General features: G+C 75.0%; 11 protein-coding genes. All 11 read right to left on the reverse strand.

Annotation, left to right across the window (positions count from 1 at the left end; translation table 11 throughout):
- Positions 1 to 91: 91 nt before the first annotated feature.
- The 11 genes from ACQPZ4_RS38395 to ACQPZ4_RS38445 all read right to left on the reverse strand — a co-directional run bounded on the left by ACQPZ4_RS38395 (position 92) and on the right by ACQPZ4_RS38445 (position 13,455).
- Positions 92 to 2,740 (reverse strand): ABC transporter permease, encoded by a 2,649-nt coding sequence (locus tag ACQPZ4_RS38395; RefSeq protein ID WP_433047317.1) that lies wholly within the window; start codon positions 2,738 to 2,740, stop codon positions 92 to 94.
- Positions 2,737 to 3,456: an ABC transporter ATP-binding protein gene (locus ACQPZ4_RS38400; protein WP_433047320.1), complete on the reverse strand. Its 720-nt coding sequence runs from the start codon at positions 3,454 to 3,456 to the stop codon at positions 2,737 to 2,739. Before ACQPZ4_RS38400 ends, ACQPZ4_RS38395 begins: the two co-directional genes overlap by 4 nt.
- The gene (locus ACQPZ4_RS38405) at positions 3,443 to 4,012 is read right to left on the reverse strand and encodes a PadR family transcriptional regulator (RefSeq protein WP_433047323.1); all 570 of its coding nucleotides are present in this window, start codon (positions 4,010 to 4,012) and stop codon (positions 3,443 to 3,445) included. Before ACQPZ4_RS38405 ends, ACQPZ4_RS38400 begins: the two co-directional genes overlap by 14 nt.
- Positions 4,013 to 4,083: 71 nt before the next feature.
- Positions 4,084 to 4,230 carry a hypothetical protein gene (locus ACQPZ4_RS38410; RefSeq protein ID WP_433047326.1) on the reverse strand — a complete coding sequence of 49 codons (147 nt, stop codon included), beginning with the start codon at positions 4,228 to 4,230 and terminating at the stop codon, positions 4,084 to 4,086.
- Positions 4,231 to 4,396: 166 nt separating this feature from the next.
- Positions 4,397 to 6,877 carry an RNA repair domain-containing protein gene (locus ACQPZ4_RS38415; RefSeq protein WP_433047329.1) on the reverse strand — a complete coding sequence of 827 codons (2,481 nt, stop codon included), beginning with the start codon at positions 6,875 to 6,877 and terminating at the stop codon, positions 4,397 to 4,399.
- A 47-nt stretch (positions 6,878 to 6,924) separates the two neighbouring features.
- On the reverse strand, positions 6,925 to 7,266 hold the full coding sequence (locus tag ACQPZ4_RS38420) for a cupin domain-containing protein (RefSeq protein WP_433047332.1): 342 nt from the start codon (positions 7,264 to 7,266) through the stop codon (positions 6,925 to 6,927).
- Positions 7,263 to 8,264 carry a Gfo/Idh/MocA family protein gene (locus ACQPZ4_RS38425; RefSeq protein ID WP_433047336.1) on the reverse strand — a complete coding sequence of 334 codons (1,002 nt, stop codon included), beginning with the start codon at positions 8,262 to 8,264 and terminating at the stop codon, positions 7,263 to 7,265. Before ACQPZ4_RS38425 ends, ACQPZ4_RS38420 begins: the two co-directional genes overlap by 4 nt.
- Positions 8,261 to 9,568, reverse strand: coding sequence for a mannitol dehydrogenase family protein (locus tag ACQPZ4_RS38430; protein ID WP_433047338.1), 1,308 nt, complete (start codon positions 9,566 to 9,568; stop codon positions 8,261 to 8,263). Before ACQPZ4_RS38430 ends, ACQPZ4_RS38425 begins: the two co-directional genes overlap by 4 nt.
- Positions 9,556 to 10,842 carry an enolase C-terminal domain-like protein gene (locus ACQPZ4_RS38435; RefSeq protein ID WP_433047340.1) on the reverse strand — a complete coding sequence of 429 codons (1,287 nt, stop codon included), beginning with the start codon at positions 10,840 to 10,842 and terminating at the stop codon, positions 9,556 to 9,558. The genes ACQPZ4_RS38430 and ACQPZ4_RS38435 overlap by 13 nt, the downstream gene beginning before the upstream one ends.
- Positions 10,839 to 12,251, reverse strand: coding sequence for a glucuronate isomerase (uxaC, locus tag ACQPZ4_RS38440; RefSeq protein WP_433047342.1), 1,413 nt, complete (start codon positions 12,249 to 12,251; stop codon positions 10,839 to 10,841). Before uxaC ends, ACQPZ4_RS38435 begins: the two co-directional genes overlap by 4 nt.
- Positions 12,244 to 13,455: a Gfo/Idh/MocA family protein gene (locus ACQPZ4_RS38445; protein WP_433066820.1), complete on the reverse strand. Its 1,212-nt coding sequence runs from the start codon at positions 13,453 to 13,455 to the stop codon at positions 12,244 to 12,246. The genes uxaC and ACQPZ4_RS38445 overlap by 8 nt, the downstream gene beginning before the upstream one ends.
- Positions 13,456 to 13,545: the final 90 nt, after the last annotated feature.

Genomic DNA, 13,545 nt, shown 5'->3' on the forward strand with positions numbered 1-13,545 from the left:
ACTCGCAGATTAGCCCGCACAACCGTGCACGTTCGGATTAACTCCAACGCGCCGGGGGTGATACTGCGAGTCACCCAATAGTGGTGAGCGCTCAGAGGCGCCGCTCCACGGGGAGCCGGGAGCGGGTCAGCAGCCAGCCCGCGGCCATCGCGATCAGCGGCACCGCCACCAGTACGACGGCGAGGCTCGACCAGGGCAGGGTGAACGGCGCCGCCGGCTCCGACGGCCAGGTGGTGACGCTCGCCCGGTTCAGGGCGGACAGCACCGCCGCCCCCGCGCCCAGGCCGCCCGCCACGCCCAGGACCGCGCCCAGGCCGGCGATCAGGCCGGCGCGGCTCAGGGCGAGGCGGCGGCGTACGCCCGGCGAGGCGCCCACCGCGCCCAGCGTCGCGTGGTCGGCCCGGCTGTCCACGGCGGACAGGCCCGTCGCGATGCCGGCCGCGCCCAGGGCGACCACCGCCGCGGCCAGGGCGAACAGGAGGACCACGAGGACCGGGGTCCGGGTGCGGGGCTTGACGATCTCGCCGCCGTACCCGTGGCCGAGGCCCGCCAGGCGCTGCTCGAACGCGTCGGACTCCGCGGTCGTCGGGCGGCGGCTCGTGGCGGCCACGACGCCGATGACCGCGCTGCCGAGGCCGGCCTTGGCGACCGCCTGCGGGGAGATGGCGTAGAACTCGCGCGAGTGGGCGGTCGGGGCGTAGTAGCCGGGGACCCGCAGCGGCTCGCCGGTGGACTGCGGGGTGACGAGGGTGGCCTGCCCGCGGTACACCTTCAGCGGGTCGCCGACCACGACGCCGCCGGCCGCCAGGACCGCCCGCGCCCGCTCGAGGTCGTCGCCGCTCAGGCCGCCGATGGGGCCCAGGGCGGCGCCGTCGTCGACGATGTGGACGGGGCCGGTGGTGCCGGCGAAGACGTAGGCGGTGTCGGCGCAGCGCGGGTCGGCGGCCGCGGCGCGCTGCTGGGCCGGGGTCAGCTCGCCGATCCGGTACGGGCAGCGGTTCTCCTCCGGCCGCACCGGCTGCAGGTCGCAGTTGCCCTGCTCCTTGCACGCCACCGCGCGGACCTCGGTCACCGTGGTGACCGGCAGCGGGCCGAGCGCCTCGCGCAGCCGGTCGGTCGGCAGCGGCTCCGGCCGGCCGTCCTTGCCCGGCGGGGACTGCACGACGGCGGCGTACCCGATCGGCAGCGCCGTGCCGTACATCGCGTCCATCCGGGCCTCGGTGCTCGCCTGGTACGTCGCGATGGCCGTGCTGCCGATGACGGCGGCCATCACCGCGGAGACGGCGGGCGAGGCGGCGGCCCGGTTGCGCGCGGCGTCGCGGACCGCGATCCGGGCCGCGAGCGGCAGGCCGCCGCCGAGCCGGGCCAGCGCGCCGAGGACCGCGGGCGTGGACAGCACCAGGCCGAGCTCGGCCACGACCAGCCCGGCGAGCACGGTCGTGGCGGCCGAGCCGGCGATGCCCCAGGCGACGACGGCGGCCCCGAGCGCCACGCCCGCGAGCCCGGCGGCGGCGAGCCGGCGACCGGCGCGGGCCCGCGGGCGGCGGCCGGTGAGCGCGGTGAGGACGTCGGTGCGCCCGGCCGTGACCGCGGGGGCGAGCGCGGCGAAGACGCCGGTGAGCACGGCCAGCAGCGCCACGCCGAGCAGCTCCCCCGGCGGGACGCGCAGGCCGCCGGGGCGGGCGTGCAGCAGGTACTGGGCCACGAGCGGCCGCGCGGCCAGGGCGGCGCCGATGCCGAGCACCGTGCCGGCGACCGCGGCGGCGACCCCGAGCACGAGACCGTCGGCGAGCACGATCCGGCGCAGGTGGCCGGGGGTACCGCCACTCGCGGCGACGAGCCCGAGCTCGCGGCGCCGGCGGCGGGCGCCGACGGCGAAGGCGGGGCCGGCGAGGAGTACCACTTCCAGGACGGCCATCCCGACGGCGAGCACGGCGAGGTTGAGGCGGTTCGAGGCCGGCCGCGCGGGGGCGAGCATCCCCTCCTGGAGGTCGTCGCCGATCAGCACGGCCCGCGAGCCGGCGGTGATGCCCCGCTCGTTGAGCCGCCGGACCTGGTCCCAGCCGAGGGGTTCGGGGGTGTCGACGTACCAGGTGCCCGGGGACGCCGGGAGGGTGCCGGGCCGCAGCACCATGCCCCCGCTCAGGTTGTCGGGCCGCTCGAACTCGCCGACGACGGTGAACGTGCGCTTGTCGTCGGGCAGCGTGAACGTGCCGCCGAGCCCGGTGCCGAGCCGGCGCATGGCCGCGGCGTCCAGGGCGGCCTCGGAGTCCTTGGCGGGCGCGCGGCCGCGCAGCAGGTCGATGTGCCCGGCGAACCGGGGGTCGGCCAGGTCGAGCAGGTACGCGGGCATGCCGCCGCGCCCGGCCGGCGTGCTCACCGCGACCCCGCGCTCCTCGTCGGCGTGCACCAGGGTGCTGCCCGGCGGGAGGGCGGCGAGCAGCGCCCGCTCGGTGTCGGCGGCCGGCGCGTCGAAGCGGTAGCGGGCGTCGGGGTGCTCGGGCTCGTACAGCATCCCGGAGCGGTCCTGCCGCACCGGCCCGTCGACGACCCAGCGCACGGTCGCGTCGAACCGGCCGAGCTCGCGGTCGGCCTGCTCGGCCTTGGTGAGCGTGAACTGGTCCAGCACCACGGCGACGAACGACAGCGCCAGCACCGGCAGCATGACGAGCCCGACGATGAGCGCCGCCCGCCCCTTGGCCCGCGCCGCCTCCCGCCGCGCGATCCGCAGCGCGATCACGACGCCGCCCCCGGCAGCAGCTCCTCGGCCTGGGCGAGCGGCCCGGACGCGTCGACGATCCGCCCGTCGCGCAGGAACACGACCCGGTCGGCCCAGGCGGCGTGCCGCGACTCGTGCGTGACGAGCACCCCGGCCGCGCCACCGTCCACCTTGGACCGCATCAGCCGCAGCACCGCCTCGCCGGTCACCGAGTCCAGCGCTCCGGTCGGCTCGTCGGCCAGGATCAGCCGCCGCTGCCCGACGAGCGCCCGCGCGATCGCGACCCGCTGCTGCTGCCCGCCGGACAGCTCGTCCGGGAACCGAGCCGCGCACTCGGCGAGCTCGACGTCGGCGAGCGCCGCCAGGGCGGTCCGCCGGGCCCGCCGCGGCGAGGTCCCGTCGAGTTCGAGCGGGAGCGCCACGTTCTCCGCCGCGGTGAGGGCGGGCAGGAGGTTGAGGTCCTGGAAGACGTACCCGATGGACCGCCGCCGCAGCGCCGCCAGCTCCCGCCGGCGCATCCCCTCCAGCCGCCGCCCCTCGACCGCCACCCCGCCCGCGTCGGGCCGGTCGAGCCCGCCGGCCAGGTTCAGCAGTGTCGACTTCCCCGACCCCGACGGCCCCATCACGGCCACCAGCTCCCCGGCGCCGACCGCGAGCGACACCCCGCGCAGCGCGTGGACCGCCGTCTCCCCGTGCCCGTGCGTCCGGCACACGTCGAAGAGCTCAAGCACGCTCATCAAGGGCCTCCAGGTGTACTGCCGGTGCCGCGCCGACCGCCCTGGGCGCCCGCACGACGAGGCTGGCCTCGCAGTGGTCGAGCCACCGCAGTTCCGCCTCGGCCTGGAACACGAGCGCCTCCAGCACGAGCCGCCAGGGCAGATCCTCGGGCCGCTCGGCCCCGCGCTTCATCCGCGTGTACTCCTGCATCGCCCGCATGGTCGCCGTCCGCTGCGCCTGCACCACGCCCGGCACGTCGACGCCGGGCGTGGTGATGGCGAGCGCCAGCTTGACCGCCAGCTCGTCCCGCGGCCGATCCTTGCTCGCGACGGGCGTGGCGAACCAGGCCCTGACCTCGCCGCGCCCGCGCTCGGTGAGCTCGTACGGCCGCTGCCCCTCGTGCTCTTCGAGGGCCCGCACGAACTCGTCCCGCTCCAGCCGAGCCAAGGTCGTGTAGACCTGACCGATGTTGAGCGGCCAGGTCCCCCCCGTCGACTCCTCGAACTCACTGCGCAGCTGATACCCGTGCATGGGCCCACGCTCCAGAAGCGCAAGCAACCCGTGCCTGATCGACATACATACGGAGTATGCATACCGCGTATGCATCGGTCAAGCGGCCACCCCACCGGCACGAGCCCGGCGCGGATTTACGACTTGGCGTCCTCGCGCTGCTCGCGCCGCTTCCAGGCGTCCTCGATCCCGGCGCGCACGGCCGCCCGGACCACGAGATAGAGCGAAACGCACCCGAGGGCCCACAACAGCACAGTCACGGCGGCGGCCCCAGGATTCGACATGCCGCTCAGCATAGACGCCGGTCGACACCCACCGCGTGCGTCAAACTGCCGCCGATGGTCTGGAACCGCAGCCGCTCGCCGGGCACTCCGGGGCCGTGTTCGCGCTGGCGTTCTCGCCCGGCGGGCGGGTCCTTGCCAGCGCCGGTGACACCGTGCGGTTGCGGCGCTATCCGTCGACGCCGAGCCGGCGGCGGCGCGGGTACGGGCGGACCGTCCGGCCTTCGTCCTCCAGCGCGAGGATCATGCCCAGCACGCGGCCGTCGAGGTCCTCGTCGTCCGGCAGGGTGATCAGCTCGTCGTGGCTCCACGGCTCCGGCAGCGCGCCGGTCAGCGCCGCCTTCACCAGGTCGGCCGTCGAGCGGGTCATGGTCCGCGTGGTGTTCACGCCCGGCGGGGTCGGCGAGTACACCGGCCAGTAGGCGTGCCGGTCCCCCGAGCGCGGCCGCCGCGGATGGCCGGCGCAGTGCCGCAGGAAGCCGTCGAGGTCCGAAACGTGGTGGCGCATGGCCTCGGCGACCAGGACGGCCCAGGTGAAGCCGCCGACCAGGCCCCACGCCGCGCCGTCCAGTTCGTGCTCGCGGGACCAGCGGCGGACCTGGGTCAGCAGCGCACGGAACGCCGCCGCATCCAGGCCCTCCAGCAGGGCGTCGGCGTCATGGACGGCCAGGGCCGCCCGCTGCCCGGCGCCGTCGGGGACCGGGGTCAACCGGTCGACGTCGCCCGTCGGCACGTGCTGGACGTCGACGTGGACGCCCGCGACCACCGCCCGCAGCACGGGGACGACGGTGCCGGCCAGGCGGGCGCCCGGCAGGACCGCGGCCAGCGCAGCCAACGGGTCGCCGACCATCGGTGCCCGCGTGGCCCAGACCAGGTCCAGGTCCGTCGAGGCGGTCGCGATGCCCAGGCGGACCGAGCCGATCACGTGCAGCCGCGAGCCGGGGCGGACCGCGAGCGCGGCCTCCTCCACCAGGCGGCGGGCGGTGTCGTGGCCCGTGGCGAGGGGTACCGATTCCCGGACCGCGAACGGCTCGTCCGAACGGCGGCTGATGAGGTCGACGGCGGTCACCGTGAACTCGAGCGGCACCCAGTCGCGTCGGAGCGCATCGAAGCGGGACTGGGCGGCCGGGCCGGTGAGTTTCGCGACGGTCAGGTGCGGCGTGTACGAAGCACTGGAGGTACAACCGGGAAATCGTGATGCCAGCGCGCGCTGCAGCGTTTGCAGCGCATCCGGGGGCGTCGTGGCGGGGAACGCCCAGACCGTGGTCGAGCCGCGGTGCTCGAAGCGGCGCAGCTCGGACAGGCGGACGTGGATCGGGCCCGTGCCGGCCACGACGGCCGCCACCACCTTGGCCGCCGCCGGGAAGCCGGCCTCCGGGACGAAGCCGTAGAGCACATTGATGTGGGGCATCCAGCGGCGGTACGCCGGATCCTCCGCCGCCCGCACCGCCTGGATCCGTGGCCACACATGCTCCGGCGGGCGCACGATCAGCGCCGAGGTGTGCACCGCCGCCGCGTCGATGGCCGGCTGGGACGGTTGCAGCAGCGCGGTGACGCCGAAGTGGTCGGAGACGTACCGGTCGCCGGCGAAGGGCTGGTCGGCAAAGCGTTCCGCGACGACGGGGGTGAGCGAGCCGCGCACGAGGATGCGGTCGAGGCGGGCGGCGCGGCCGGTGCGGGAGGCGATCGCGGCCAAGGGATTCACGGCCGGGTCGAAGGTGAAGCCGGCGTCGTGCGGGTGCACGGCGCGCCAGGCGTCGACGTAGCCGGGAACCGCCGGGGCGGCCTCGTCGCCGGCATTGAGGTCGGTGAGGACGACGGCGGCGTCGAGGTCGCCCCGGCCCAGGCGCTCGGCGATGACCCGCAGCTGGTGCTCGCGGCGCTGCTCGGCGCCCTCGGTGTGGTCGCTGGTGAGGTGGGCGGCGACGAAGCCCGTCGGGCGGCCGTTGAGGTCGACCACGCCGAGGACCAGCCGTTTGTACGCCGAAAGCCGCCGCACCTCCAGCGCCAGCGGCCACTGGGAGAGCAGCGTCGTGCCGTACCCGATCTCGGCGTCGGGACCGGCCGAGACGCAGTACCGCGCCCGCACCCACGGCGCGGCGAGCAGGGCCGTCCACAGCTCGTGGGTGACCTCGTGCAGCGCGACGACGTCGGCGCCGAGGCCCTCGAGCAGGTCGACGCAGGCCGGCACCCGCAGCCGCGGGTACGTCAGCTCCCGGTCGTAGGCGTCGGAGAGCACGTTGAACGTGGCCACCTGCACCGCGTCGGCGTGCACGGGCGCCGCGGCACCGGCCGGGACCCACCGCGCGAGCACCGGATCGAAGCGCAGGCACTCGGCCGCGTCGAACGAGGCGACGGCGCGCCTCGGGGCCTTGGCCGGCGGGGCGGCGGCCGCGGCGCTGAGCGCGGCGAGGTCGGCGGCGCCGGGGCCGAAGACCAGGTCCACGCGGGCGGTGCGGTCCCAGACGGTGGTGGTGCCGGCCTTCACGTACCGCACGCGATGCCAGGGCACGTCGCCCCCGCCGACGAACACGAGCAGCGGCGTCTCCCGGATGCCGGCGCCCCGGTCCTCGTAGCCGACGGAGAAGCGGGCGGCGTCGAGCGAGGCGTCGTACCGGATCCGGGACACGACGTCCTGCACGGGCCTCATGCCCCGAGCGTAGGTCGGCCCGCGGTGCGGCCGCGAACGAAATACCGCTACGCGGCCACCGGGGACAGGTGCATCCAGGTGAAGACGAGCGGCACCGCGCCGTCGCTGACGAGGTGGTGGTTCTCGCCGGGCTCGATGATGAGGATGTCGCCCGCGGTGAACCTGGTGCCGGCCACGCCGTTGAGCTCCAGCACGCCGGCGCCCTGCACGATGGTGAAGATCTCCGGTACGTCGTGCACGTGCACGTCGGACTCGGGGTGGGTGCGGTGCCCGGGGGCGTCGTAGCGGCTGATCCCGCCGCGCTGCACCGGTCCCCAGCCCGCGCCGATCGCGGCGAGGGTGGCCGGGGTGCCGCCGTCGGGCAGGTCGGCCAGCGAAAGTTTCCTCATTGGAAGGCTCCGATCTCGCGGAAGTGGGCGCGCTCGGCGGCGGCGCGGCGGACGAGCGCGGCGGCGCCCGGAATCTCGGCGCCGTCCTCGCGGGGCTTGAGGCGGGCGGGGTCGACCAGCGCCGGCTCCCCCGCGGTCAGGATCGCCTCGGCCAGGGCGGTGAACGGCTCGGTGCGCTCCAGCGGCACGAGCAGCGGAGCGTCGTGCTCGCGGTGGTCGAGCAGGTTCTCCAGCAGCCCGATCCGGCCGGGCAGCACCTCCCCGTCGAGGCGGTCCTCGGTGTAGCCGACCTCGGCCGTGCCCGCGGTGCCGGTCACCGTGATGTCGCCGGGCACGAACTCGCCGGAGCACAGGGTGACGGCGACGAACAGTTCGCGGCCGTCGGGGACGCGCAGGCGCACCGTGGCCGTGTCCTCGACCTCGACGGCGGGGCGGGTGCGGTACCGGTCGAGGCTCACCGTCCACGGTGGACTGATGCCGGTGATGGCGAGGGCCTGCATGAGGGCGTGCGCGAAGGCGTTCACGAGCGCCCCGTCGCGGCCGCGGCGCCCGGCCCACGGCGAGCGGGTCCAGTAGGCGTCGGGCCGCCACCAGGCCCCGGCGACCGCGGCCGACGTGACCGCGCCGACCCGGTCGGGCAGCATCGGCAGGGTCGGCGAGCCGAGGGCCTGGAAGCCGACCTGCACCACCCGGCCGCGGGAGGCCTCGGCGAGGGTGCGGTGGTCGGCCAGCGACAGCACCGGCGGCTTCTCGAGCAGCAGGTCAGCCCCGGCGTCGAGGGCGTCGAGGGCGATCGGCAGGTGGGTGTGCGGCGGGGTGCACACCACGACGACCTCGGGCTTGCGCTCGGCGAGCATCCGGCGGTGGTCGGTGTAGTCGTAGCCGGGCTGCACGTCGCAGGTGGCGACGAGCCGGACCCGCGGACCGAGCGCGTCGATGGCGCGCAGGTGCCACGCCCCGTGCCCGGCCGCCCCGATGAGCGCGACCGTGGTGGTCACCGCAGCCCCTCCAACACCCCGAGAACCCCGTGCCGGTCCAGGTCGCGGCCCCACGCGTCCAGCTGCGCGCGCAGCTCGGTGTCGTCGGCGAAGGCGGGCGGGAACACCGCGTCGAGCGCGAGCAGGTCGCCGGTCTCGCGCAGGCGCTCGGCCATGGGGTCGTCGAGCGGCAGCGCGGTGCCGTCGTCGGCCACGCCGCGCACGAAGCGCATCCAGGCGGCGAGGACGAGGGTGGCGTACCGTGGCATGCTCCCCGCCGCCCGCCGGTCCGCGATGGTGCCCAGCAGCCGCTGCGGGAGCTTCTGCGAGCCGTCCATGGCGATCTGCAGCGTCCGGTGGCGCAGCGCGGAGTTGGCGAAGCGCGCGAGGGCGCCGCGGCCGAACTCCTCGACCGTGACGCCGTCCGGCGGGGACAGCGTCGGCGCGATGTCGGTGGCGATGAACCGCTCCACGGCGTCGCGCATGCCCGGCAGGGCGAGGGCCCGGTCGACCGTGGGCGCACCGGCGAGCGCGCCGAGGTACGCCAGCGCCGAGTGCACCCCGAGCACCACCCGCAGCTTCAGCCCCTCCCACGGGCCCACGTCGCCGGTGATGATCGCGCCGGCCCGGTCCCACGCGGGCCGCCCGCCCGGGAAGTCGTCCTCGAGCACCCACGCGTGGAACGGCTCCGCGCCGACGGTGGCCCGGTCCTCCAGGCCGAGCACCTCCCGCGCGGTGGCGTAGGTGGCCTCGGTGCTGGCGGGCACGATGCGGTCCACCATGGTGCTCGGGAACCCGGTCGAGTCCACGATGGACGGACCGAGCTCGGCCACCACGAGCTCACGCAGCCGGCGGCCGTTGCTGGGCAGGTTGTCGCAGCTCACCAGCGCGATCGGGGCGCCCGCCCGGGCCCGCAGGCCGCGGACCAGCAGGTCGAGGACGGCCGAGCCGGGCCGGTACGCCTTCTCCGTCACGGTCAGCGTGACGATCCGCACGGCGGGGTCGGCGAGCAGGCGTTCGACCGCGTCGGGTTCGCTCGCCGCGTGCAGGGCCTGACTGTGTACCCCCAGCACGCGCGGCGTGACCCGCTCGCCGTCGAGGGTCAGCACGCTGTACAGCAGGTCCTGCTCCAGCAGCGGGTCGAGCACGGACCGGGAGCGCGGGGCGACCGCGGCGATGCCCCAGTCCCCGCCGCCCGCGGCGATCGCGTCCGCGGTGAACACCGCCTGGTGGGCCCGGTGGAACGCGCCCAGCCCGAGGTGCACGATCCCGGTGCCCGGCGCCTTGGGCACGTCACCGGCGGTGGCCCGGCTCAGGCGCTCCATACCGGACCTCCCGGGAAGCCGAACCGCGCGACGGACTCGGGGCGCAGCTCCACGCTGTAGCCGGGCTTGTCGGGCAGCCGGTAGCGGCCGCCCTCGACGCGCACCGGGTCGGTGAAGTGCTCGTGCAGGTGGTCCACGTACTCCACCATCCGCCCGTCCATCGACCGCCCGACCCGCAGGTAGTCGAAGAAGGACAGGTGCTGCACGTACTCGCACAGCCCCACCCCGCCCGCGTGCGGGCAGACGGTGACCCCGAACTTCGCCGCCAGCAGCAGCTCGGCCAGCACCTCGCCGACGCCGGCCACCCGGCACGCGTCGACCTGCATGATGCCGATCGCGCCGGCCTGCAGCAGCTGCTTGAAGATGACCCGGTTGGCCGCGACCTCCCCGGTGGCGACCTTGCACCGCGCGCCGAGGGCCCGCTGGATCGCGGCGTGGCCGAGGACGTCGTCGGCGTGGGTGGGTTCCTCGATCCAGTACGGGTCGAAGGCGACCAGCCGCTCCATGTTGGCGATCGCCTCGTCGACGTCCCACACCTGGTTCGCGTCCATCATGAGCAGCGCGCCGGGGCCGAGCTCGGACCGGATGATCCCCGCCCGGCGCACGTCGTCGTCGATCGGGCCGCCGACCTTCATCTTGACCGCGGTCCAGCCGTCCTTGACCGCCTGGCGGGTGAGGGCGCGGACCTTCTCGTCGTCGTAGCCGAGCCAGCCCACCGACGTGGTGTACGACGGGAATCCGAGCTGCGTGGCCTGTTCGAGGCGCTCGCGGTACCCCTGCAGGCCTTGATCGAGAATCGCCGAGGCCTCGTCCGGGGTGAGGGCGTCGGTGATGTGGTTGAAGTCGACCGCGGCGACCAGGTCGGCGGTCGGCAGCTCGGCCAGCAGGCGCCACATGGGCTTGCCGGCCAGCCGCGCCCGCAGGTCCCAGACGGCGTTGAGGATCGCCCCGGCCGCCATGGCCACGACGCCCTTCTCCGGGCCGAGCCAGCGCACCTGCACGTCGGCCGTGAGGGTGCGGGCGCCGGCGGCGGTGCACAGCTCCTCGACCTCGTGCCCGACCACGTGGTGCCGCAGGGCCTCGACGGCGGCGCAGGTGATCTCGTTGCCCCGGCCGTTGGTGAAGGTGAGGCCGAAGCCCTGCTGACCCGTGGAAGTTTCGAGCACGACATACGTGGCGGAGTAGTCGCCGCGGTTGATGGCGTCCGAGCCGTCCCCGGCCGCGGCGGTCGGGAACCGCACGTCGTGGACGGTCAGACCGGTGATGACGGTCACGCGGAATCTCCAGTGTGGACGGTGCGCTGGAAGACGCGCTTCGGCAGGTGGTAGGCGAGGTCGGCGATGGTCTCGGCGGCCTCGTCGAGCGGCAGGCGGTGCTCGGCCACGAGCCGGGCCAGGAACCCCGCGTCGACGCGGCGGGCCACGTCGTGGCGGACCGGGATGGAGCAGAACGCGCGGGTGTCGTCCACGAAGCCGGAGGTGTTGGAGAAGCCGGCCGTCTCGGTGACGGTCTCCCGGAAGCGGCGCAGGCCCTCGGGGCTGTCCAGGAACCACCAGGGCGCGCCGAGGAACACGGCGGGATATCCGCCCGCGAGCGGCGCCAGCTCCCGCGTGAAGACGGTTTCGTCCAGGGTGTACAGCACGATGCGGAACCGGGGATCCGTACCGAACGCGTCCAGCAGGGGCTTGAGCGAGCGCACGTATTCGGTCGGGCCGGGGATGTCGCCGCCGACGTCGCGCCCGTGCCGCGCGAACAGCGCCGCGTTGTGGTTGCGCACGGCGCCGGGGTGCAGCTGCATCACGAGGCCGTCCTCGACCGACATGCGGGCGAACTCGACCAGCATGTGGGCCCGGAACCGCTCGGCGTCGCCGGCCTCGGCGCGCCCGCGCAGGGCCCGGTCGAACAGGGCGGCGGCCTCGTCCGCGGGCAGGGCCAGGGTGGCCGCGCTCGGGTGGCCGTGGTCGCTGGAGGTGGCGCCGGCCGCGATGAAGGCCCGGCGCCGCTCCCGCAGCCGGTCGAGGAACTCGCCGAACGTGCCCGCGCCGAGCTGCTCGACCCGCTCGGCCCAGCCCGGCCAGTCGGGGTCGACGAGGTCGTCGGGGCGGAACGTGGTGATGACCCGCCCGCCCGGGCCGCCCCAGCCGTCGGCCGCGAGCTTGGCGTGCGCGCCCAGGTCGGACAGCGGCGACTCGGTGGTGGCGAGGGACTCGAGGTTGAAGCGCTCGAACAGCGCGCGGGGCCGGAACTCGGGGTCGGCCAGCCGGGCGGCGATCGCGTCGTAGACGTCGTCGGCGGTGCCCGCGTTCAGCGGCGCGTCCACCCCGAACACCGAGGACAGCACGCCCTCGGTCCACAGCCGCGACGGCGTACCGCGGAACAGGTGCCAGTTCGCGGCCAGCAGCCGCCAGATGGTCCGCCCGTCGGTCTCCACCGGGGTGCCGTCCAGCGCCGGGACGCCGAGCGCGGCGGGGGGAATGCCCTGGCTGGCCAGCATCCGCGTGACGTAGTGGTCCGGCACCACGATGAGCCGGGCCGGGTCCGGGAACGGCTTGTCGTCGGCCAGGATGGCCGGGTCGACGTGGCCGTGCGGGCTGATCAGGGGCAGGTCCTTGGCGTGCCGGTAGAGCTCGCGGGCGATGGCGCGCACCCCGGGCTCGGCGGGCAGCAACTGGTCTTCATGCATGAGCGGTTCCAGCCTCGATGTCGGCGGTGATGTCGGCGGTGCGGACGGGCCGGCCGGTCAGGATGGACTGGTTGGCCGCCAGTCCGACCAGCAGCGCACGCGCGCCGGCCCCGGCGTCGGCGGAGCGGCCCAGGGGGTCTGCGGGGGCGTCGGGGTCGAGCAGCTGGGCGAGCATCCGCGCGTCGGCCCCGCCGTGGCCCGCGCGGCGGTAGCCCTCGACGGGCAGCTCCACCGGGGGGCCGAAGAACGGGCGCAGACGCAGGCTCGCGGTGCCGGGCTCGCGGTGACCCTTGAGCGAGTCGGCCGCCGCCACCGAGACGTGGTCGGTCTCGGTCACGTCGAGTTCGAGCCGTCCCCGGCTGCCGTTGAAGGCGATGCGGTACCCCTCCCAGGGCGCGTAGGCCGTCAGGTGATACGTCAGGGTCGCACCGCGAGCGTAGCGCACGAGCACGGCGAGATCGTCCTCGATGGTCACGCCGGGCGCGAAGACGTCCTGGTCCCGCCGGTAGCCGTCCTCCCGCACGGCGGCGTCGCCGTAGAGCGCGTCGAGGTCGGGGTCGCCCATGTCGATGGCGAACTTGCCGGCTCCGTGACCGGCACCGTCGGTACCGTAGAAGAAGAGCCGGCCGTCGGCGAACACGGACGCCGGGTCGTCGTCCAGCCACCAGTTGACCAGGTCGAAGTGGTGCCCGGCCTTGTGCACGAGCAGCCCGCCGGAGTCGGCCTTGTCGCGGTGCCAGCGGCGGAAGTAGTCGGCGCCGTGGCGCACGTCGAGCAGCCACTCGAAGTGCACCGACCCGACCTCGCCGATCTCGCCCGCCGCGAGGACGCGCTTGACCGCCTCGTGCAGCGGGTTGTAGCGGTAGTTGAACGTCACCCGGACCCGGCGGCCGGTGCGCCGCACGGCGTCGAGGATGCGCGCGCTGCGCTGCGCGTCGACGGTCATCGGCTTCTCGGTGAGCACGTCGCAGCCGGCCTCGAGGGCGGCGACGATGTACTCGTCGTGGTAGCGGTCCACGGTGCACACGACGACCACGTCGACCCGCTCGCGGGCCAGCATCTGCACGAACTCGGTGGCGGGGTAGGCGGGCACCGGCGCGGGAAGCCGGTCGTTGTGCACGGCGATGCGGACCGGGTTCGGGTCGGCCAGCGCGACGAGCGCGCAGGTGTCGGGGTGCTCCTCGGTGAGCGCCCGGACGAACATGGCGGCGCGGGACCCGGTGCCGACGATCGCATAGCGGGTTTTCAAGGAACCCCCAACGGCGAAGGACTGCAAAGGTTTGCAGCAAACTAT

The sequence above is a fragment of the Dactylosporangium sp. CS-033363 genome (genome assembly GCF_050942475.1).
In the GTDB taxonomy this organism is placed as follows: Bacteria; Actinomycetota; Actinomycetes; order Mycobacteriales; family Micromonosporaceae; genus Dactylosporangium.